The organism is Plebeiibacterium sediminum, assembly GCF_026013605.1.
Taxonomy (GTDB): Bacteria; Bacteroidota; Bacteroidia; order Bacteroidales; family Marinilabiliaceae; genus Saccharicrinis; species Saccharicrinis sediminus.
In genome coordinates this window covers 1-22,646 of the sequence record NZ_JAPDPJ010000029.1, presented here as the reverse complement: position 1 = coordinate 22,646, position 22,646 = coordinate 1, and the positions used below count along the sequence as shown (strand labels likewise).

The following is a 22,646-nucleotide window of genomic DNA, read 5'->3' as shown; positions in this document are numbered from 1 at the left end:
TTTGTAATTTTGTATCGCGTGCGATATTTTTATTCATGATATTTATTTAAGAACTTAATATGCAAAGTAACATTTATCAATTTTCAGCAAAAACACTTCAAGGTAACGAGATTAGTTTAGAAGAATTTAAAGGAAAGACAATACTGATTGTAAATACAGCAAGCAAGTGCGGATTAACGCCCCAATACAAAGGTTTAGAGGAGTTATACAAAAAATATAAGGACAAAAATTTTGTCATCCTTGGTTTCCCGTGTAATCAATTTGCTAAGCAGGAACCTGGTGATGAAAAATCAATATCAGAGGGCTGTCTGATTAATTATGGAGTTACATTTCCGATGTTTTCTAAAATTGATGTGAATGGAGACAATGCACATCCAATCTACAAATACTTAAAATCAAAACTAAAAGGAACCTTTGGTGACAATATAAAATGGAACTTTACAAAATTCTTAATTGATAAAAACGGAAATCCTGTTAAACGCTTTGCTCCCATCACAAAGCCAGAAAAAATTGAAAAATATATTGCTAATATGATTTAATTATTAAGCAGTAAAGCCATTTTTAAAGCTCCTTATAGTATCCTTCATTTTTACTAAAGGGATGCTATTTGAGAGCTTTTTATAAATCATACTGAATAGTTGTATCATTAAAATCGTTTGAAATAAACATGCATTAATGAATACCTTGTCACAAATTGCCTATTTTTGAGTTTTAATTTAAGCAGATAAAAATGAGTCACGATCCATTAAAATTAGAAAATCAGTTGTGTTTTCCTGTTTATGCAGTATCAAGGTTATTTACTCGCGAATATCAGCCATACCTTGATAAGCTGAACATTACCTATCCGCAATACCTGGTGTTAATGATTTTATGGGAAACGGACCAGATTGGTGTTAACGATATCGCAAAAAAACTCATACTTAATACAAATACAGTTACGCCATTATTAAAAAGAATGGAAACTCAACAACTCATAGAACGATCACGATCGGCAGATGATGAAAGAAAAGTAATTGTAAAACTTACCTCAAAGGGTAAAAAATTAAAAAACAAGGCTAGTGAAATTCCCCAAAGTTTAAGCCATAAACTATTAGATTCATCTTTAAATATTGAAGATTTAATAGATCTCAAAAAAAAACTTGAAACAATCATTGAACATCTAACCAAATAAACACCGCTTTTCTATGTCGATAAATAACGAAATAGTATCTTTTCTAAAAAATCAAGGTGCTGATTTTGTTGAATTTATTGATATCAGAAACTTATCGTCAGAACAAAACCAAGGCTATAAAAGGAATAATCTGGAATGAAGGTGTCTCCAGAGATGAAATGATTGATATAAATAAATGCACCACATGCCTTAAATGCATGGTTCAATGTCCGTTTACTCAACAATACATCAAAAGAAATCTCCCATAACTTCAAAGTTTATTTTTATGCATAGCCTCCACAAGAAAAGAATAATGATTACGTTTAGATATTTGATAAATGCCCAAAGTATGATAAACACCAACATTTATTCACTTCATGACAAATTCACTATGAATTTCAAAAACTTCAAATTAATTTTATAACCATTGTTTTATTTCCAATAACTATAAAATAAATAATGAAATATATCGATAGAGACTTAAGTTGGGTTAGTTTTAACGCACGTATTCTGCAGGAGATAGCAGACCAATCTATACCATTAATGGAACGCCTCAACTTTATTGCTATATATTCATCTAACCTGGAAGAGTTTTATAAAGTCAGAGTAGCCAGTCATCGGTTTGAACAAAAATATAATGGTGATAAAAAAAACAAATTTGGATATCGCCCATCATATGTACTGCAACAAATAAATACCATTGTTAGCGAACAACAGGAAAAACTGGGAAATATATTTTATACCGAAATCATTCCGGGAATGGAAAAGGAAGGTATCACATTTCTGCACCAAAACTTATCTACTGCGGATATAAATTTAGTTTCTGAGTATTTTGATCAACATTTAAAAGATCAGTTTTCACTTTTTGACATTACAAATGAACCAAAAGTGGAACTAAAAAACCAGGTGATTTATTTGTACTTCATAACCGATAAAAAACAATATTTACTTGAGTTAGATTATGACAAATGGGGCCGTTTTATCATGCTTTCTCAACATAATGATCAATACAAAATCGTACAACTCGATGATATTTTTAAATATAATGTAAGCAAATATCTGGACAACAATGTAGAAATATATGCCATAAAAATATCAAGAGATGCTGAATTATACATTGACGAAGAACAAGACGAAGATATTGTAAAAAAGATTCAAAAGAGTTTAAAGAAAAGAGAAACCGGGCTTCCATGTCGCTTATTATTTAATGAAAATATCCCATTCAAACATATTAATAATCTCAGAAAAAAGATGGGATTAGACATGACCAGCTTAATTCCCGGAGGAAAATATCATAACTTTTATGATTTCTTCTCCTTTCCTACATTTAATAATAAACCACATCTTTATAGAAACAAACCCGATTATATTCCTTGTCCAGAATTACAGGATTCAAAAGATTACTTTAATACACTCGCACATGAGGATATATTTTTAAGTTATCCATATCAAAGTTTTGAATATGTTATCACATTGCTTAATAACGCCGCATCAGATCCGGACGTTACTGAAATAAATATTACACTATATAGAGTAAATAAAAACTCCAAAGTTTGTGAAGCTCTTGAACGTGCAGCTCAAAATGGGAAAAAAGTATTTATGCTGTGTGAGGTATTAGCCCGATTTGATGAAGAATCAAATATTTATTGGGGCGAAAGACTTGAAAGAGCTGGAGCTACGGTAAAATATGGCATCAAAAACTTAAAAGTTCATGCTAAAACATTCTTAATTAAAAGAAGAGAAAACAACAAACTCAATTATTACGCATATATAGGCACCGGGAATTTAAATGAAAAAACAGCCAAATTATATGCTGACCATGCCATATTAACTTCTGATACCAGATACACCAATGACATTGATGAAGTGTTTAACTTTTTGAAAGATGAATTATACCAACCTAAATTCAATCACCTTTTAGTTGCTCCTTTTACACTTCAAAGTACTATAGATGCACTTATTGATCAGGAAATCGCTCATGCAAAACAAGGTTTTACAGCTCGAATGATGATTAAACTAAATAGTCTCGAAGATCCTGTAATGATTGATAAAATAAGACTTGCTGGAGATAATGGTGTGAAAATTGATATGGTTGTGAGAGGTATTTGCTGTTATTACCCCCTAACTAAAAAGCAAAAACAAAATATTAAAATAATAAGTGTTATTGACCAGTTTCTGGAACATACACGCATATATCATTTTTATAACAATGGCAATCCTCAAACATATTTAGCTTCGGCGGATTGGATGACCAGAAACTTATACAAAAGAATTGAAGTGGCCTTTCCTGTATTTAAACAAAAAGACCAAAATCTTTTATGTGAAGAAATTAATTACCAGCTTAACGATAATTTAAAAGGAAGAATTATTTCCAACGGAGGCGAAAATATTTATGTTAGCGGAAATAATATTAAATCATCCCAATTAAAAATGTTTGACCTGGTTCAACAACAATAAAAAAACAGAAGATGACTGAAGGTAACTATACAGAACTAGTTAGAGAATGCTATGATGAAGTAAAACAAAAAATAGAAGAAACTTCAAATCCGGAAATTTCATTTCATAATTGGGAGCATACCGAAAATGTTTTTCTGGCAATTACTGAAATTGCTTCAAACACAAAAGATATTACCGGAGAGCAAATTGAATTACTTCAAATTGCATCTTTATTTCATGATATAACATCTTGCATAGATCATAAAGATCATGAAATAAAATCCGCAGAACTTGCTGCTACATTCTTACATAAAAAAAATATCGCCGAAGATAAAATTGAATTTATTAAGAAATTAATCTTAGCCACCAAGCTATCGCACAAACCAGAAAACGTATATGAAGGCATCATTAAAGATGCTGATTTAAACCACCTTAAAAAGGGGAATTATATTTATAAGCCATTCATTGATTTATATAAAGAGATCAGTAATTGGAAAGAACTCACTCCCAAAAAATGGATTGAAGAGTGTATTGTTTTCTTTGATGAAAACAAGTACTACACTGAATATGCTATTGAAAATTATAATCCAGGAAAGGAAAAAAATAAAACACGACTAATTGAATTATCTAAAATGAATATTGAATCGCTGGATAAACTGGTTGAGGAAACTACAAAATTCAAGAAGAAACCAACTAAGAAAAAAACAAACAAGAGCAAGCCTGATAAGGGTGTAGAAACAATGTTCCGTATTGAATTAAGAAACCATGTTACCCTCAGCCGTATAGCAGATGATAAGGCAAATACGCTGATAAGTGTTAATGCCATCATTATTTCAATTGTCCTTTCTACATTATTTCCAAAACTTGATAATAATCCTTACTTAACACTGCCTGCAATATTCCTGGTAACCAGCAGTATTACTACAATTATTATATCAATTATTTCTACCATTCCTCGAACCACTCACGGCATCCTTTCAAGAGAAGATGTTATAAAACGAAGAGGTAACATCGTATTCTTTGGCAACTTCCATAAAATGAATTTAGATGATTTTGAATGGAGTATTGATGAATTGTTAAACGATAAAGATTATTTATATAAAACTTTAACCAGAGATTTATATTACCTGGGTAAAGTGTTGAATAAAAAATACAGTTATTTAAGAACAGGCTATATTACCTTTGTTGCCGGCTTACTTGTTTCAATCATTATTTTTATGATTAAGATATTTGCCAACTACAATTACATTGTTCAAATGCAATAAATTAGCTAATCAGCAGAATATATAAAAAGAAAAAGGAGGTCGATTCAGGAATGAAAACGACCTCCGGTACACACAGGAATTGTTGGGAGGAAAATTTACTTTTATGTGTTTTTTTCTTCGAAAGCAAATATCTACGTTTATTACTTCCTTATCATTACCCCTCTGTTATCAATACCTTAATTTTACCGACTATTTTTAATCTGAGGTCGATTTTAGAATTACTCCACTCCTGAGAAAACATTAGAATTTTAAGAAGGTCTGCTCCTCAATATTTAAAATTCCTTTGCATATTTTCAAAAAACCAGCTTCTTTAAGCCATTTTGTCACCACTAGGACTGCAATATAAGCCATTTTGTCATTACATAGTCCATTATTCTGCCTCTTTTACCTTTTTTATCATATGGCATTTCATTTGAAATAAAGTGTTCAGAATTAATTATTGAAATATTAAAAATTTAAAATAGGAGATTTTAGTTATGACACTAGTTAGAAAAGTAAACAGAGATTATGATTCATTATGGAATAACTTTATGAATGGAGATTTTTACATGAATCAAAACGGATTATATTGCGGTAGCCAGTCATTACCAGCTGTAAATATCCTTGAAAACGATGACAAATTTGTTATTGAACTTGCTGCTCCGGGATTAAATAAAGAAGATTTTAACATTGAATATAACAATGGAAAACTTACTGTTTCTGCAAAGAAATCTGAAGAAAAAGAGACAGTAAAATATTCAAAACAAGAGTTTAACTATGCTGGATTTTCAAGAAGCTTTGTTGTTCCTAAACAAAAAGTTGAAGATGGTAACATTACCGCTGCATATGAAAATGGCGTTTTAAACATTACTCTTCCAAAACGAGAAGAAGTAAAGCCAAGACCTGCACGAATGGTAGAGATTTCATAACAACATATATTACTCATAAAAATTAAAGCCCGGCAAGTTAGTACTTCCGGGCTTTATATTTTTATAATTTAAGATTAGAGGTATATTTTAATTTTAATTACAATGCCATCTTAAAAAATTCGTCTACGCGATCTCTTGTATTTACTTCTGGATGTACTCGACAATGGATTTGCTGTCTCAGAACAAGGAAGCGCTGGTCGCTTGCCATTCATTCTTAAACTTCCTCTTTGATTAAATTCAAATATTAAGGATAATTCATGAGCTCCCTGAGCATTCCATCCCAAACCTGAGATCGACACATCATAACTATAACCGATGCGAAAAGGTCCATAATTATAGGATAACAAAGCTACAATAGCATCCTGATTTACATTACTTGCTCTATCTGTAGATATAAAAGGCACACCTCTGTACCAAACACCAATCTCTAAAGGATCATTATGCCAATAAACCCCTAAATCGGTTTGTGTATTCTTTAACTGATGCTGAAACCTGTAACTAAACGAAAATGATCTACTTACCCCCTTGGTCCTACTTCTTTCTGTCCAAATATTCATCCCTCCAAATAAAACGTACTTAAGAGACATTTTCATTTCTTCATTCAAGAATGTATAATTAGGTTGAGCCAGATGATCAACGGTTAAACCAAACCAATATTTTGAACTATATAAAAATACAGAAGATGCAAAATCGATGTAATTGGCCTTTTCATTATTCAGTCTTTGCCAGGAACCTGAACCTCCGGTACCAATCATCTCATCACCAAAATTTAGCTTACTAAAATCAATAGATTTATTTCCGTAAGTAAACTGCAATCCGGGAATTACCTGCCACTCGTCGTTCAATACCAGATTATAGCTATATTGAAACCCAAACTGACTGGTTGTTAATCCTGCAGAACCAGCTACATCCTGATAAAGCATTAATCCAATTCCACTATTAATAGTATGAAAAAAATTATCGAATGAAACAGCATAGGTTTTGTAGGCCGTATTAACACCTGGCCACTGATTTCTGTAATTTGCCACCAAACGACCTCCATCTGTAGATCCAGCTAACGAGGGACTCATATACAATGGATTAGCATAAAATTGTGAGAAATGCGGATCCTGAGCCCTTAGTTGAACAAAGACAAACAACAATGCAACAGATAAAAAAGTATGTTTTAATATTCCTGACATCATCCCCTATCCTATCTTATTAATGTTACATCACCAGTATACACTTTCACCTGACCGGTACCAAACCTGCAAGTTACTTTCCAGATATAAACTCCCTGAGCACAAAGGCTTCCTTTATAGTATCCATTCCACCCTATTTTAATATCATGACTTTCAAATATCAATTGTCCCCACCTTGAGAATATCTGTAGTTTGTATTCTTCAATACCCTCCTGAACAGCAGGATAAAATACATGGTTATTCTTATCTCCAAAAACGTATTCCCCACTACTATCACCTCCGGGATTTGGTGTAAATGCATTAGGAAAAGCAATTTCACCACCCTCTATGGCAATAATAGGTTCATTTAACTCATAAACATCAAAGCATCCATAATCATTTGTTGCTTCCAATGTCACATCATAGTTACCTGCTTCGGAATATTCGTAAACCGGATTTTGCTCTGTTGAAGTATCTCCATTTCCAAAATTCCATACATAAGAATCTGCCTCAACTGATTTGTTCGCAAAAGTTACACTCTGACCAGGGATGGTTACTACTTTTGGATAAGCTTCGAAAAAAGCAGTTGGTTGTGGGAATACATTCACCATTAAATCATCCTTAATGGTTTGTCCTCCCGGACCTGTTACTGTTAATTTAACATTATATTCACCTGGCGTGTAATAAGTATGTACGGGATTAGGTTCTGCAGATACATTTCCATCCCCAAACTCCCAAAAGAAATTCTCAGCATCTAAAGTTTCACTATAAAATTCAACAGTTAAAGCTGGACAACCTTCCGAAGACGGTCCATATGAAACAGCTGGAATATTAGGAGCAATTTCAATCTCATGTTCCGTTGTATTCGAACATTGTCCATCGTAAGCTTTTAATGTAATAGTAAAAGCACCCGAATTTACATAAGTGTGCGATCCCGGCTCTGATAAATCCGAAGTCTCTCCATCACCAAAATGCCACTCGTAACTCCATTGATTTCCGGGTGTTGTATTATCTATATCTACAGTAGATGCAGGCATTTGCTGATATTCCGGCGTAACAATAAATGAAGGCTTTGGTGTGGCAAATACATTTACATTGGTATATGCAGTATCCACACAACCATAAATAGATGTTGCAATCAATGATACTTCATACTCCTGATCATCATCTGAATTGTTTTCAAAAGTATTTAAACCCAAATAATTTGCAGATGTATTTCCATCTCCATAATTCCATAAAAATTCATTTGCTCCAATTGATTCGTTACCTAAGCTAACTTCTAATGGAGTACAACCCTCTCCTGAACCTGTTATAACAGCTTGAACATTTGGATTTACACTGGTGTATCCATCCATTGAGTCTCTACAACCAAAAGCATTTTCGGTTATCAAACGAATACGATAATCAAGAGGTGTAAACTTATCATTATAATAGGTATGAGTAATACTCTGATTTCCATCCACCGTTTCTATTGCTCCATCACCAAAAGTCCATTGCGACGATGTAATATTCTCAGTATAGTTGGTAAACTCAACCAATTTTGGTGAGCAGACAGAAAAGTCATTGGGCTCAAAATATGTATCCGGCGATGGCAGAACTGTTACTGTTGCATATGCTGTATCACTGCAGCCATAGGCAGAGTTTGCAATCATACTCACATTAAAGTCCATTGAATCATCACCTGGATTTTCAAAAACATGAACTCCAATTATATTATTTGAAGTATTACCATCATCAAAATCCCAGAAATAACTCACAGCACCAACTGACTCATTCAAAAACTGAACGGCATATGGAGAACAGGCTGTTGCTCCTCCTGAAATAGAGGCAGTAACTGCTGGATTTACAGTTGTAAAACCATCCATTGAATCTTTACAACCAAAAGCATTTTCGGTTACTAGTCTTATTTGATAATTCTGTGCGAATAAATTATTATTTACATAGGTATGATCAACTTGTTGACTACCTGTTACACTTAAATTATTTCCATCACCAAAATCCCAATATGAAGTTTCAATATCCTCAGTGTGATTAATAAAAGTTACCTGCTTAGGTGAACATATTGCAAAATCATTAGGTTCGAAATAAGTTGTTGGTGATGGCAATACTGTTACATCTACCTCTGTGGTATCAATACAACCATATACAGATGTGGTATATAAAGTCACTGTATGCTCCTCTTTACCTGTTGACTCATTGGTATACAGTTGTACATTTTGATTCACTCCCTGATTAACATTTCCATCACCCATATCCCATTCATACTTGAATCCGCCAGGATCTGCAATAAAACTAACACTCAAAGGTGAACAACCGCTATCGGGAGTTGCCACTAAATTAAAATTCTGACGAGGATAAACAGTGGTAAACAATTTTGAAGTATCTGTACATCCATAACTATTATTTACAACCAACTGAACCCCAAAACTCTGTATAAAAGTTTCTTCATTTACAAAAGTATGTGTTGCATGCTCAGTTGTTTCTGCTGCAGATCCGTCACCAAACGTCCATTCATAATTATCTGCACCTTGAGATTTATTAATAAAATCTGTTGTTAATGGACTACACCCAACAGAATTATTCATTTCAAAATACGAAACCGGTGCCGGAGCAATGGTTATCGCAGTATTTAGAGTATCCGAACATCCGTTTAATGTATTTGTAATAAGCTTTATATTATAACTTACCGGATTGGGAGTGTTATTGCTAAATGTTTGTATAGGATCTTCTTCCGCTGAGATATTTCCATTGCCAAAATCCCAATAATAAGTGTCTGCATTTAATGAATTATTTTCGAACTGAATTTCGAAAGGTGTACATTGAACTGCAGGAGGTGGTGTAATTATAGCCTCTGGTATTTGATAAAAATTAATTTCAACGGTATCGCTTCCGATACAACCACCACCATTATCCTCAACATAAGCAAATTTGTAGACTCCAGGAATATCTACCTGAACCATTGTGGTATCATTTAACTCCTGAGAAAAAGTAGCATTTCCAGGTCCCTCTGTTTTTTTCCAGATACTTGTTCCAACATGGGCTTCAGCAATCAATTTCATACTTAACCCACACGTATCTTTATCAGCCATTACTGTTGGCATTGGCGTTTCTATGAATCTTACCTGAATATCTGCAGAATCCATACAGGAGTTATTATCTTCGATCCATCTTAATGTATAATCTCCATAACTATCTGAAGTAATTGAAGGATCAGGAATATCAAAACCCGTAAATGATAATAAACCAGAACCACTAACTACTTTCCACATACCAGAACCAACACTTGCTGTAGCATTTAAAGCTGTTTGCAAACCACATATTTCAATATCTAAACCAGCATTAGCTATAGGTTTCTCATTTACGATGACAGTAATATCATCGGAATCTTCACAATTTTGAGAATCACGGACGGTATAAGTAAAAGTAAAAGTACCTGTTTCATCAGTGGTAAACACAGGGTTTTGAATGCTTGTATCTGACAATTTATCAATACGTATTCCTGTCCATTGATGAAAAACAAAAGCTTCCGAACCACCAGAGGGTGCCGGATTAAGCGTTATGATTTCACCTTGACATACGACTATTGTTGGATTAGCAAATGAAATATTCACAGCCTCCACATTAATATCTAGAGTATCTTCATCAAAACAGCCATTATCATCAGTAACCTTATAAACAAGTTCATAAGCCCCCACAGATGTAGTTGAAAAGTCAGGTGTTTGTATTGATGTATCATCCAAATAAACTATATCTCCTTTCCAAAGATGTGAATATGGTGACAGACCTCCGGAAGGATTTCCATCCAACGCAATATTTACCCCCGGACAAAGACTAACCTGATCTCCCTGCAAAATATTTGCAGTTGGCCCTCCAAGAACAGTAATATCAACAGTGCCTATATCCGAACAACCATTGGCATCAATAATAGAATAAGTAATCGTATGAGTTCCTGGTCCCGCTAGTTTCGGGTCGAATAAAGAACTAGTTGTATTTGCTATACCTGGACCACTCCATTGCCCTCCGGCATCTGCTGCTATTAAATAAAAAGGATCATCTGAAACACAAACAGCCGGTACATTTTGAATTGTTGCATCTGGAAGCGCAACAATAAGAGCCATAGCAGTTGTTGTTACCGGAGGATAATCTCCATTCAAAACATCAGAAGGCGGTAAACCATCCGATAAGTCAGCATCATAAGGATTACAAACATTCCAGTTACGCAAGGTCACTTCAAAAAAGGAACCCACAGGATAATAATCCGGAATGGTAATATCAAGAGATGTATTATACGGAGCAATTGGCCCTTCAACAGGACCTGGAATATAATCTATACTTCCGGTAAAAGGATATGCACGAACAACTCCTCCAACCTGAGCATCAGTAATGGTTGTTCCACCAGTTCCGTAAATCCACTGAATCCAACGATCCTCGTTATTAACAACGTCATTTTCATCAGGTGGCGTACAATTCCATTGGCTATTGTCTGTAAAATTAAACGTAGCTCCATTGCCAACACAAATAGGATAAACTTTAGGATCTATCGCTAATTCCCCACCATTTCTATCATCCGTATCCCAAACAGTAACAATCTGTTCCTGAACAGAACTTGTACAAACTGTACCATTAACAACCAAAGTTGCCCTTGGATGATAATTACAAACATCACCTGTAGTTGGATAGACATGCGAATGCGTGGCAATATATTCCTTTAGTCCGGCATCATTTAAAGTAGCCTCAATGACTTCCACAGGATTACCATCATCCCAATCATATTGAATTTCTATTTTACCTGTTCCACTATAACCGACACCTCTGTATGTCACCTCCCACTGAACAGTTACAGGTGCACACTTCCCATCCGGAAAAATATCATTTGCCTTTGACAGGTACGCGCAATCCTGAGCATACATACCATGCAAATAACTAAATGTCAATATTAATAATGCAACCAGGTGTTTTGTTGTGTTGTGTTGATTCTTCACCTTGGTCTTGTTTTGTGTTACGCTATTAAACGAGCATTTTATAAAATAGTTTTGATGAAATGACTTTTTTTTTCGATGAGTAGTGAAAAATAAAAGTTTAAACCTAAATAACTGTCAGACATTTCCTTCACAATTATTAACGTAAGAAAATCATCAGTTTAATTTTGTTAAATAGAGACATCTCACATGATAGCATATAAAACCTTAATCTCCCATCGATATTTAATACACTGTTAATTTTTGTAAATTACATGATTTATGTCAGAAACGCAACATACATAGGGGTTTGATGAGATTAGTCATTTTTTTTATTTGTTTTTAGAAGGAATTTTACACCATCAACGGAACCCTATTTCGTAATAATCTTCGTTGAGTCAAAACTCAAACAACAGTTACATTAGTTATTTAATTTATGAATATGATAAATAAAGCAATAGCATCTGTAATCCCGCACTTCCCGAAAAAATTTGTTTGGATTTTTTCAAAAAAATATATTGCCGGAGAAACTATTGATGAAGCCATACTGGCCTCTAAGAGCTTAAATGAGCATGGCGTAAAAGTAACTGTGGATCTCTTAGGTGAATTTATTACTAACATTAGCCAGGCTGATGAAAACCGTGACCAATATCTAAGAATTGTTGATGCTTTTCAGAATGCAAAGATTAATGGTAACTACTCTATAAAACCAACAAGTTTTGGTTTATTGATCGATCCTGAAAAATGTTACCAAAACATAAGAACTATTGTCGCTTTAGCGGCTAAATACAATAGTTTTGTTCGCATTGACATGGAAGATGCTGAGTGTGTTGATCTGGAAATGACTTTATACAAAAGATTAAAGTTAGAATTTCCACACAATGTAGGTTTGGTAATACAAGCATATTTGTACAGAACAGAAAGTGATGTAGATAACTTATTAAAATTACATACTCCTGATTCTCCTTTAAACTTCAGACTTTGTAAAGGAATTTATATAGAATCAGAAGATATTTCTATTAAAGATCCGAAAAAGATAAATGATAATTATTTAAAAATACTTGACAAATTATTATTTAACGGAGTACATGTTGGTATTGCAACCCATGATAAAAAATTAATAAATGGTGCATTAGAATTAATTAAAAAACACAATGTACCTAAAGATATGTATGAATTTCAGATGTTATATGGAGTAACACCTGAATTAAGAAATAGTATTGTTGGCGAAGGTCATGACATGAGAGTTTATGTTCCATACGGAAAAGATTGGTTTGGATATTCTACTCGCAGATTAAAAGAAAATCCTAAAATGGCTCAACATGTTATTAAATCCATTTTTGTAAAAGGTTAGGTTAATATATTGGTTATGTTTATGAGCGGGTAAAGTCGGGGAAGGCTTTACCCGTTTTCTTTTTAATTTAGTTCTTACCCAAACGTATCTTAAAACCAGCATTTAAAAACAAGTAGTGATGCTTACCAAAATATTCCTGATAAGTGCATCCAATCATCGGGGATACATGGAAAGTTCCATTATTAATCACCGTAAAATCACCAGTAACTTTTACTTCCTGTCTGTATCTTTCATCCGATTTACGCTTTGTCCAGCGATAGTTTCCATTAAAATTCAGTTTACTATTGATTAAGTTCAGATCAAAACCCGTAGAACTTTCAAAATACGACTCTACAGGATCGAGAATTGAAGTAAATCCTATGCCATAATTAATCTTAAGGTTCTTTATAGGCACACGTACAACAAGTACTTGCCAATCCCATGAACGTAAACGACCTGTGTTGTCCATTAATTCAGAATACCTGAAATCAGAGGCAAATATTCCCCAATTCAGTCTTACTGAAGGGTTCAATGTATTTTCACTAAAAGTTGTACCCCAATCCAATCCTGCCTCAAATGAGATAATATTTGGATATCGATCTCTGTTTTCCAAAACATTGCTTTGAGCCTGATAAGTCACAAAACCAACACCTTTTACAATCCCGTAAAAAATTTCGCCCGCTATCCAGTCTCCAAAACTCTCATCTTCATAACAAGATGAAGAACGATTAGATGAATATGTTGAGGAATAACTTTTAGATGAAGAAGTAGAAGATTTATCGTTTTTAATATCTTCTTTGATGTCTCTTACCTGACAAATAAGTGATGTTGCTGGAATAAGCAACAAAAGCATGATTACGATTTGCTTAAAATTGATCATTATTATTATATAGTTTAGTAGTTACTATAATGACAAGCCAACTATAAACTACACTTACAAAAAGATCAAACGTTCTTAATTCTATTCCAATTTTACATAAACAGCTCTTTTGGCCAAAAGTGATTGAGAAACACTTCGCGAAAGCATAAACAGCAACATTCCCATCCAAAGCGCATGAACTCCTAGTGTTTTATGAAATAAATAGTAAGGTATAAAAAAGAAAACAACAGAGGATATGATCATTGTATTTCGCATGGCTTTTGAAGCGGTAGCACCAATATAAATACCATCCCAGATAAACGAACCAAAACTGGCAATTGGAATAAAAACCAACCACCACAAATATTTTTCAGCCTCAGCCAAAACATTAAGTTTATTAGTAAACAACCTTAAAAATGCATCTCCAAAGAAAAGATAAGCAGAAGTAAAACTTACTCCGAAGAAAACTCCCCAATAAAATAGTTTTTTTGAAGCTTCAATTAACTTTGCTTTATTCTTAGCTCCATAGAATTTTCCCACAATAGCTTCTGCCGCATAGGCAAAACCATCCAAAAAGTATGAGAACAAAAATAAAAACTGAATCAAAGCACTATTTGCTGCCAAAGCAACATCTCCAAACCCTGCAGATTGAGAGGTGAAGAATGTAAAAACAGCAATAACACACCAGGTTCTGATAAAAATATCGCCGCTCACATTTAAAAACTTCTTAAACTCAGATATAACAGCAATAGCCTTAACATTAAAGTGATGCAATATCCATTTGTATTTTTTCAGGAATAAAATAATGGCCAAAATAAATCCAACATACTGTGCAATTACTGATCCCAAGGCCACACCTCGTTCCTGCATTCCAAACTCTTTAACAAATAAAAAACTGCAGCCAATATTTACAATATTAATCAATACGGAAATTAACATAGGATAAAATGCATTTTGCATTCCTAAAAACCATCCATTTATTACCATTAATGAAATAGCAGCTGGCGCCGCCCAAATACGAACATAAAAATAATTTCGAGCCAATTCCTTTACATCCGCACTACCTTCTAATATTACAAAACTTAGTTTCTCTAATCCAACTTGAAAAATAATTAGCAGTAAACTACCTGCCAACGCAATAAATAAACCACGATAAAACACCATTGCGACACCCTGATTATCATTTCTTCCATATGCCTGAGCCGCAATACCACTTATACTCATACGCAAAAATGCAAACCCCCAATACACAAAATTAAATATTACACCGCCCAAGGCTACGGCTCCCATAAATAATTCTGAATTTAAATATCCCATTAAATGTAAATCTACCATACTTAAAAGTGGCACTGTAAGATTTGTTAAAATATTGGGAATCGACAACTTAAGTATATCCTTATGCACAATACAAAAAAATTAATTGAGCTGCGAAGATAAAAATTTTAAACTTTCACTAAACATTTTCTTCACACTGATGTTTTACTTGTGATTTTAATATAAAACGAATATAAGATGTTTTTATCCTATTAAAATCTTAACAAAAATTGTATAACAATAAAATATTATAATTATGTCATTTGAATTACCAAAATTAGATTATGCATACGATGCACTAGAACCACATATTGATGCCAGAACTATGGAAATTCACCATAGCAAACACCATGCTGGATACACTAATAACTTAAACGCAGCTGTTAAAGGAACTGATTTGGAAGGAAAATCAATTGAAGAAATCCTTTCTGGAGTTTCAGGTCAATCTGTTGCTGTACGAAATAATGGTGGTGGATTTTACAACCACAATTTATTCTGGAAAGTAATGTCTCCAAACGGTGGTGGTGTTCCAACAGGTGAAGTTCTTCAGGCTATTGAAAAAAACTTTGGATCTTTCGATGCCTTTAAAGATGAGTTTTCTAAAGCTGCAGCAACAAGATTTGGATCAGGTTGGGCTTGGTTGGTTAAACAAAAAGACGATAGTCTTGTTATAACTTCAACAGCAAATCAAGATAATCCTTTAATGGATCTTGCTGAAGTAAAAGGAACTCCGGTTCTAGCTCTTGATGTTTGGGAGCATGCATATTATTTGAAGTATCAAAATTTACGTCCTGACTACATTAGCGCATTCTGGAATGTTGTTAATTGGGATGAAGTTAGTAAGCTTTTAAAGTAATATTCTTTATAAAGTTTTAATAGGTTAGTTTGTTTATTTTGTCTGGGTAATGTGGGGTGACTATCTTCTTGTGATAGTCGCCCCATTATCATTTATAATACTTACAACAATAAAAGAATCTGATCAAATTTACCAATCTACTTTTTTTCTTCTGATTGGCATGGTCATACATCTGGCTCCTCCTCCACCTCTAGCCAATTCAGAACCATTAATTGCAATCACATATTTTTCGTAATCTGATAATTGTATTTTGCCATCAACCACACTTTGAGCATCAATAATTTCAAAACCATTGCTATTCATTTCTTCTAAAGTGTACACATTACGAGCATATCCAATTACTTTACCTGGTCCAACGGCAAAAAAGTTAGCCCCACTATGCCACTGCTCTCTTTCCTGAATCCAAATATCTTTTTTACCTCCGCAATAAACAGGTTCTAATGGCATACCTAAATCCCTTAGGCAATCCACTAAATTACTTTGCTTTTCTATTTTTTTCACCTTACCATTATCGATGGATATAAGTATGGTTTGATATTTATTGGGTTGCATAATGATAGGATCGTAAACCATACATTTATCTCTATCCAAAAGAGTAAAAACCATATCCAAATGAATAAAGCTTTCTGGTTTTGATGGAAGTTGCTGAACTACTATACTGTGTTTCCCTTTATTCTTTTTGATTTTTTTAATAATAAAATCAATTCCCTGGGTTGTAGTTCTTAGTCCTGTACCAATTACCAAAATATCTTCACGGGCAACCAAAACATCGCCACCTTCAATAGTAATTTCATCTTTATGATGTTTACTTGATGATGGATTCAGTGTTTTACTTTTGATTTTAGATGAATGATTAAAAATGGCCTCCATAACCATCGATTCACGTTCTCTTACTTTATTGGCCATTTTACCAATTAAAACATGATCATATACCGACATGGAAGCATCTCTTGTAAAAAAGAAATTATGCAAAGGACGCAATGCATTTCTTTCATCAGATAAAAATCCGGTAAGTGTGGTTTTATTTAATGGTACCCCTTCTATTAATTGTCGGGCTAATTCTCCTGATTCTAAACTTAATAAGGAGGATTTAATTGGTTTTACATTCTCTGATTTACAGATATTATTAACCAAACTTTCCTTAACTTCATTTATTTCAAGAATCTCCGTTAATAGATCTTTTACCTCAAAGGTTTTGGTAATTTTATTAAGTACCTGTTTAAGTTGCTTATATTCCTGTTCTGCAACCGAAAGGTTTAAAATATCACTATATAAAGCTCGTTCTGCATTTCCCGGAGTCATATTTTCTACCTCACTCCCCGGAGTGTGTAATATTACACCTTCAATATCTCCAATTTCAGAACATACTTTAGTTTCTATAATATTGCTCATATCATTTCATTAAAAAAGGATTGGTACGAAAATAACCAATCCTTTTAAAACAAAAGCTGATAAATTACAGCGGTATTTCATTCTTGAATTTATCAAACTCCCACTGTTCCATTATTGCTTGTTGATATAACTTTGCCCTGGCACCATCATTTTTCATGAACAACGCTAAAACCTTTCCATCTTTTATATAAATATCTCTTACAACAGTATCTTTTTCTTCAGTTACAACCTCATCCTCATCTCCTTGTGGCTTCACCGAAAAATAAAACTCATCAAATACCTCAGTCTTCATTCTAAAAGGCTCCAACTTAAAGATAATTTCTTTACCCATAGCATTTTTACCTGCAATATAACCTTGTCTTTCAGCTGCATGCCACAAACCGGTAATTTGGCCGGTAACATGTTCTGCCACATCTCCTGCGGCATAAATATCCTCATTTGATGTTTGCAAATACTCATTCACTAAGATACCAGTGTTACATTTTAATTCGGCATTTACTGCCAAATCTGTATTTGGTGTATATCCTAGAGTTAATATCAAAGCATCAAACTCCACCTTCTTATCATCAAATGTCAATATTGATTTGCCTGATTCACTCTCTGAAAAGTTTAACTCTGTGATATTCGGATAAAACTCAATGCCAGACTTTTTAATTGATTCAACCAAGAAATCAGAATATTTCTGATTTAAAAATCGTTTTATAACTGTATTATTTCTATCAATTAAAACAACCTCTTTATTCATTTTAATGAGCTGATCAGCAGTTTCAACACCCTCAACACCAGCTCCAATAATTAAATACTTTATTGATTTTTTACTAAATCGAATAATATTTTCGACCTGACGAGCAGTATGTACATGAAAGATTTTTTCTTCTGGCAGATTATCTACTAAAAGCTGATTTGGTTTATTTCCTGTAGCCAATATCAGTTTTTTATATCGAAGATGACCTCTGTGCTTAAACGCAAGCTCGTGTAGTTCAACATCAATATTTTCAACTCGATCATATAACAACTCCACATGATTATTCACCAACCAGTCATGGTCAATCAAAGCAAAATCCTCTTTGCCAAAACCGGAAACTATATTTTTGTTTATTTTGGTTCTTTTATAAGGAAGTCTATCTTCATCTGTAATCCATAAAACAGAGCTTTCTGTATCTTCTTCTCTTATTGATTTAATAGCAGATAAACCTGCAATCCCACCTCCTATAATAACAAAATCCTTAACTATCATAATCTGAATATTTTAATTGGGTTTTCCATTCACATTAACATGACAGCAATAATTATTAATAATGCTAACCCGGCAATATGATTGGATCCTTTAAAGTTAGTTTTTTATATAAAGAATATGCAACCAAAAATGTTTAATGTTTTGTTATATTATTTGAACTCTCCATATATCTGCGTATTGCAATATGAGCATTTCCCATCATTAATATGCAATACACGGGCATAATATCCACTTCGTTCAATCAACAAATGATTACAGACCGGACAAAATGTATTTTCAGTTTTATGATTTTGTACATTACCCAGATAAACATAATTTAGACCTGACTCTTTTGCAATTGCATAGGCACTTTCAAGTGTTGACAAAGACGTTGCAGATAAATGTTTCAACTTATAAGTTCCATAAAATTTACTAAAATGTAAAGGCACTTGTGAAAAACCATTATCTACCAACCATTCACACATTTGCTTTATTTCTTTTAAATCGTCGGTGTATTCAGGAATAATCAGATTTGTTATTTCCAGATAAACATTTTCCTCCAATAAAACCTTCAAGGTATTTAGTACTGTTTTTAAATGAATTTTACTAAGCTTGAGATATTTTTCATCGCTAAAACATTTTAAGTCGATATTTGCAGCATCAATATATTTACACCATTCTCTCAAAGGCTTTTTATTGATATAACCTGCCGAAACAATAATATTTTTTAATCCCTTTTGCTGAGCTATCAAAGCGATGTCATTGGCGTACTCATAATACACAATGGGATCTGTATAAGTATAGGAAATCGAATGACAATCATTCACCAAGGCCATATCAACAATATCGTCAGGTGAAATATATTTATATTCCTTTTTATTAAAATTTTGTTGAGATATCGTATAATTCTGACAGTTTAAACAACGTAAATTACAACCTGTTGTTGAAAGAGATAAAGTTTGGGAAGAAGGATAAAAATGATAAAGAGGCTTTTTTTCTACCGGATCAATATGTACGGCACATGGATAACCATAAACAATGGAAACCATTTTTTTTTGAATATGCTGTCGCGTACGACAAATACCGATTTCACCTTCTTTTAAAATGCAGGCATGCGGACAAAGCAAACATTTGACAGCATCACCTTGAACATTCCAATAGCTTGCAATATATTCATCATTATGATTTGTTAAGTTCATAGCTTTCAGCTTTTCGATAACCTTCAACCTTAATGGTTCCTGAAGGCTCAACTGAAACAATACTATAACTACTATTCTGTTCTCCGGAACCTTCAACCATAGCTTTTAATGTAAAATATACGATCCCATTTATCAGTTGTAAATCACCTTCGTGTTTATGCCCTTGAAAAACTGCGAGTACATTTCCTGAATTTTCAAGTATTTTACGCACTTTACTGGAGTTATTTACATATAAATCTCCTTTTCCATCTAATAATTGATGTACAAAAACAACTACAGGATAAGGACTTGATTGAAGCACATCTGTTAACCATAGCAGTTGATGTTTTGGAATATTAGCATCTTTCCAACTGTAATTATGATGATCATAATCTTTACCCCTCTTTGTATAACACGCATCTAGAACAACAAATCGCATATCGTTTTTGTCGAAATAATAAAAGGATTTATCTTTTTCAATATCCGTATTTTCGATTTCGTTCAAGAACTGAGACTTGGATAAAGAATCCATATCGTGATTGCCGAGCACATGATATCTTGGACCTTTATATTTAGCAAACACAGCTTCTATCTTTCTTAAATAAACCAGCGTATTTTCTTCAACAGGTGGAGTAGTTTGATCTTTAAAATCTCCAGTTTCTATAATAAAATCTAGTTCCTTTGTATTAAATAAATCAATTGCTTCCTGTAATTTATCCGTGCTTTCTCGAAAATACCTTCCCCATTTAATATCAGCATCTGCATAATGTATATCTGTTACCCAACCAAATTTGAGCGTTTTTTTAGGTAACCTAAAAGACGGCAATAAAGTAAGTCCACTAATTAATATTATTCCAGTCTTAATAAATTGCCTACGATTCATCTTTTGCACCATATAAAATCCTTTTATTCTGAAAAAATAATTGCTTCAAATATAAAGATATCAGCATCCTTCCAACCATCCCATCCTATGTGAGCTTTATCTCTTGCTAAATGTCCCATAAAATCTTCAATATTCCAATTTGTTTTTTCAGCAACTTGCGGCAAAAATGTTCCTCTGTTCCATCCCTTCTGAATAAACACACCATGTTTACCCAAAACAATTTCATCAATATTAGTAATTTTCTTTTTTGGCGTTAAAACTGATATTTCGATGTTTAAATCATCCAATTCTTCAACTTCTACTGGTAAAAACCTATTATCATCAAATGCAGCTGAAACCGCATTTCTACGAACTAAATCCACCAAACCAATATCTGCATCAAACTGACCAATACAGCCCCTAAGATCTCCGGAAACATAAACAGATACAAATGCACTATTAAAATTCAATAATTCTTGAGGAGTTTCATGTGAATCTAAATCATCATCATGATCTATATAATCTACAATTGCAGATCGGGCTTCTTTAAGTAATTGTTTTTTATGTTTTTCAGATATTTCTTCCATACTTTTCTGTTCATTTCTGGTTACTACTATAGATTGATATCCAACAACCCTAGATGTATCATGAGACATAACCTCACCTGAATTTCCATACAATACTTTTTCATAACTAATATTGTCATTACCCTGAGTAAGGTACATTAATGTAAGCACTGAGCTCCAACCACATAAGCTGGTATATAAATTTAAAATATTAAGTTCTTTATTTTCTTCCAACACCTGCATTAATTTTTGAGTTTGATTTGAACAGATGGCATCAACAGTTCTGGCATCTACTATTCTGGCGTTTTTATCCGTTGGATAATGAGACAAATCGGTACTAATGACAAAAAGGTTTGAACTATTAAAATATGGTTGTAGAATCTTAGCTATTTCTTTTAAAATATCAGGATTATGTGTTCCGACAATAATTGGAACTATTTGCTTAATGCTTTTTAACTGATATTGCAAGAATGGTAATTGAACTTCTAGAGTATGTTCATCAGCATGAGCTCCTCTATTATATTCAAAATACTTACTCGACTGTATTATTTTATTAGCCAGATTTAAATTTACGGGAACCAGTCCCAATGGTGTTTTATAATGACCTAAATTATAAATTGAGGCACCATAGAGAGAAACATGATGACTTGAGCCAATTATAAAGATATTTTCATAATCCGTATCAGGATTAAGCATGGCGTAGGCTCTTGCTGCTATCTTACCTGAATACACATAACCTGCATGCGGAACTATTAATGCTGAAATATTTTCTTTGGTTTCCTTAAAATCAGAAAACAACTCATTAAGTTGACTTTTTAAGTTATTGGAATTTGAATCGTAAAATGACCCAGCAACAACAGGTTCTCTATCTACACAATTCATTTTTCTATATTTTATTTTACAAACCTCATCTACTCCATTAAAGTTACCACATTTTTTTATTTTTTTTCATTGCCACAACAGTCTATATTTGAGTCGTTTTTCGAACTCATATATTATTACAAATCATTTTTTTTATTTTTTTCATCTTTAAAGTTTGGTATTCTATAAAAAACCTCTACTTTTGCATCCGCGTTAACGAAATAACAAAACGCAATAAGGCGATTCAGTAGCTCAGCTGGTAGAGCACATCCCTTTTAAGGATGGGGTCCTGGGTTCGAACCCCAGCTGAATCACTAAAATTTGAAGATAAT

General features: G+C 33.2%; 17 protein-coding genes and 1 tRNA gene. 9 read left to right on the top strand and 9 right to left on the bottom strand.

The genetic code is table 11. The features are described 5' to 3' along the window. Positions 1-59 precede the first annotated feature (59 nt). The 6 genes from OM075_RS13090 (at position 60) to OM075_RS13065 (ending at position 5,759) form a co-directional block, all read left to right on the top strand. The gene (locus tag OM075_RS13090) at positions 60-539 is read left to right on the top strand and encodes a glutathione peroxidase (protein WP_301190973.1); all 480 of its coding nucleotides are present in this window, start codon (positions 60-62) and stop codon (positions 537-539) included. A gap of 191 nt (positions 540-730) precedes the next feature. Then, positions 731-1,171: a MarR family winged helix-turn-helix transcriptional regulator gene (locus tag OM075_RS13085; RefSeq protein WP_301190972.1), complete on the top strand. Its 441-nt coding sequence runs from the start codon at positions 731-733 to the stop codon at positions 1,169-1,171. Between the two features lie 13 nt (positions 1,172-1,184). Continuing rightward, positions 1,185-1,310, top strand: a complete 126-nt coding sequence (locus OM075_RS13080; protein WP_301190971.1) for a hypothetical protein — start codon at positions 1,185-1,187, stop codon at positions 1,308-1,310. A 299-nt stretch (positions 1,311-1,609) separates the two neighbouring features. Beyond that, positions 1,610-3,607: a polyphosphate kinase 1 gene (ppk1, locus tag OM075_RS13075; RefSeq protein WP_301190970.1), complete on the top strand. Its 1,998-nt coding sequence runs from the start codon at positions 1,610-1,612 to the stop codon at positions 3,605-3,607. Between the two features lie 11 nt (positions 3,608-3,618). After that, the gene (locus OM075_RS13070; protein ID WP_301190969.1) at positions 3,619-4,851 is read left to right on the top strand and encodes a Pycsar system effector family protein; all 1,233 of its coding nucleotides are present in this window, start codon (positions 3,619-3,621) and stop codon (positions 4,849-4,851) included. Positions 4,852-5,327: 476 nt separating this feature from the next. Continuing rightward, complete coding sequence (locus tag OM075_RS13065) at positions 5,328-5,759, top strand: Hsp20/alpha crystallin family protein (RefSeq protein WP_301190968.1); 432 nt, start codon at positions 5,328-5,330, stop codon at positions 5,757-5,759. A 110-nt stretch (positions 5,760-5,869) separates the two neighbouring features. Here the strand turns inward: OM075_RS13065 and OM075_RS13060 are convergent, their stop codons facing one another. Further along, on the bottom strand, positions 5,870-6,943 hold the full coding sequence (locus OM075_RS13060; protein ID WP_301190967.1) for a PorP/SprF family type IX secretion system membrane protein: 1,074 nt from the start codon (positions 6,941-6,943) through the stop codon (positions 5,870-5,872). 8 nt (positions 6,944-6,951) lie between these two features. After that, on the bottom strand, positions 6,952-11,901 hold the full coding sequence (locus tag OM075_RS13055) for a PKD domain-containing protein (protein ID WP_301190966.1): 4,950 nt from the start codon (positions 11,899-11,901) through the stop codon (positions 6,952-6,954). Between the two features lie 418 nt (positions 11,902-12,319). On the opposite strand from OM075_RS13055, the gene OM075_RS13050 reads away from it, so the two are divergent. Beyond that, positions 12,320-13,231, top strand: a complete 912-nt coding sequence (locus OM075_RS13050; protein WP_301190965.1) for a proline dehydrogenase family protein — start codon at positions 12,320-12,322, stop codon at positions 13,229-13,231. 67 nt (positions 13,232-13,298) lie between these two features. Here OM075_RS13050 and OM075_RS13045 read toward each other — a convergent pair whose 3' ends face one another. Both OM075_RS13045 and OM075_RS13040 read right to left on the bottom strand, forming a co-directional pair. Continuing rightward, positions 13,299-14,090, bottom strand: a complete 792-nt coding sequence (locus tag OM075_RS13045) for a hypothetical protein (RefSeq protein ID WP_301190964.1) — start codon at positions 14,088-14,090, stop codon at positions 13,299-13,301. 81 nt (positions 14,091-14,171) lie between these two features. Beyond that, on the bottom strand, positions 14,172-15,473 hold the full coding sequence (locus OM075_RS13040) for an MATE family efflux transporter (RefSeq protein WP_301190963.1): 1,302 nt from the start codon (positions 15,471-15,473) through the stop codon (positions 14,172-14,174). Positions 15,474-15,639: 166 nt separating this feature from the next. On the opposite strand from OM075_RS13040, the gene OM075_RS13035 reads away from it, so the two are divergent. Further along, the gene (locus OM075_RS13035; protein WP_301190962.1) at positions 15,640-16,239 is read left to right on the top strand and encodes a superoxide dismutase; all 600 of its coding nucleotides are present in this window, start codon (positions 15,640-15,642) and stop codon (positions 16,237-16,239) included. A 129-nt stretch (positions 16,240-16,368) separates the two neighbouring features. Here OM075_RS13035 and OM075_RS13030 read toward each other — a convergent pair whose 3' ends face one another. The 5 genes from OM075_RS13030 to amrB form a co-directional block, all read right to left on the bottom strand. Further along, a complete protein-coding gene (locus OM075_RS13030) occupies positions 16,369-17,631 on the bottom strand; it encodes an arginine deiminase (RefSeq protein WP_301190961.1) in 1,263 nt (420 codons plus the stop codon). Positions 17,632-17,695: 64 nt separating this feature from the next. Continuing rightward, entirely contained in the window at positions 17,696-18,868 is a 1,173-nt protein-coding gene (locus tag OM075_RS13025) for an NAD(P)/FAD-dependent oxidoreductase (protein WP_301190960.1), read from the bottom strand. A 149-nt stretch (positions 18,869-19,017) separates the two neighbouring features. Then, complete coding sequence (amrS, locus tag OM075_RS13020) at positions 19,018-20,046, bottom strand: AmmeMemoRadiSam system radical SAM enzyme (RefSeq protein WP_301190959.1); 1,029 nt, start codon at positions 20,044-20,046, stop codon at positions 19,018-19,020. Beyond that, a complete protein-coding gene (locus OM075_RS13015) occupies positions 20,027-20,908 on the bottom strand; it encodes a metallophosphoesterase family protein (protein ID WP_301190958.1) in 882 nt (293 codons plus the stop codon). Before OM075_RS13015 ends, amrS begins: the two co-directional genes overlap by 20 nt. A gap of 23 nt (positions 20,909-20,931) precedes the next feature. Beyond that, a complete protein-coding gene (gene amrB / locus OM075_RS13010; protein WP_301190957.1) occupies positions 20,932-22,335 on the bottom strand; it encodes an AmmeMemoRadiSam system protein B in 1,404 nt (467 codons plus the stop codon). Positions 22,336-22,555: 220 nt separating this feature from the next. On the opposite strand from amrB, the gene OM075_RS13005 reads away from it, so the two are divergent. After that, a tRNA-Lys gene (locus OM075_RS13005) sits at positions 22,556-22,628 on the top strand. The last annotated feature ends 18 nt before the right edge of the window (positions 22,629-22,646 follow it).

Bases quoted from the DNA above. Each gene is read 5' to 3' on its own strand.
- OM075_RS13090 (WP_301190973.1), top strand. From the start codon at position 60: ATGCAAAGTAACATTTATCAATTTTCAGCAAAAACACTTCAAGGTAAC.
- OM075_RS13085 (WP_301190972.1), top strand. From the start codon at position 731: ATGAGTCACGATCCATTAAAATTAGAAAATCAGTTGTGTTTTCCTGTT.
- OM075_RS13080 (WP_301190971.1), top strand. From the start codon at position 1,185: ATGTCGATAAATAACGAAATAGTATCTTTTCTAAAAAATCAAGGTGCT.
- ppk1 (WP_301190970.1), top strand. From the start codon at position 1,610: ATGAAATATATCGATAGAGACTTAAGTTGGGTTAGTTTTAACGCACGT.
- OM075_RS13070 (WP_301190969.1), top strand. From the start codon at position 3,619: ATGACTGAAGGTAACTATACAGAACTAGTTAGAGAATGCTATGATGAA.
- OM075_RS13065 (WP_301190968.1), top strand. From the start codon at position 5,328: ATGACACTAGTTAGAAAAGTAAACAGAGATTATGATTCATTATGGAAT.
- OM075_RS13060 (WP_301190967.1), bottom strand. From the start codon at position 6,943: ATGATGTCAGGAATATTAAAACATACTTTTTTATCTGTTGCATTGTTG.
- OM075_RS13050 (WP_301190965.1), top strand. From the start codon at position 12,320: ATGATAAATAAAGCAATAGCATCTGTAATCCCGCACTTCCCGAAAAAA.
- OM075_RS13045 (WP_301190964.1), bottom strand. From the start codon at position 14,090: ATGATCAATTTTAAGCAAATCGTAATCATGCTTTTGTTGCTTATTCCA.
- OM075_RS13035 (WP_301190962.1), top strand. From the start codon at position 15,640: ATGTCATTTGAATTACCAAAATTAGATTATGCATACGATGCACTAGAA.
- OM075_RS13030 (WP_301190961.1), bottom strand. From the start codon at position 17,631: ATGAGCAATATTATAGAAACTAAAGTATGTTCTGAAATTGGAGATATT.
- OM075_RS13025 (WP_301190960.1), bottom strand. From the start codon at position 18,868: ATGATAGTTAAGGATTTTGTTATTATAGGAGGTGGGATTGCAGGTTTA.
- amrS (WP_301190959.1), bottom strand. From the start codon at position 20,046: ATGAACTTAACAAATCATAATGATGAATATATTGCAAGCTATTGGAAT.
- OM075_RS13015 (WP_301190958.1), bottom strand. From the start codon at position 20,908: ATGAATCGTAGGCAATTTATTAAGACTGGAATAATATTAATTAGTGGA.
- amrB (WP_301190957.1), bottom strand. From the start codon at position 22,335: ATGAATTGTGTAGATAGAGAACCTGTTGTTGCTGGGTCATTTTACGAT.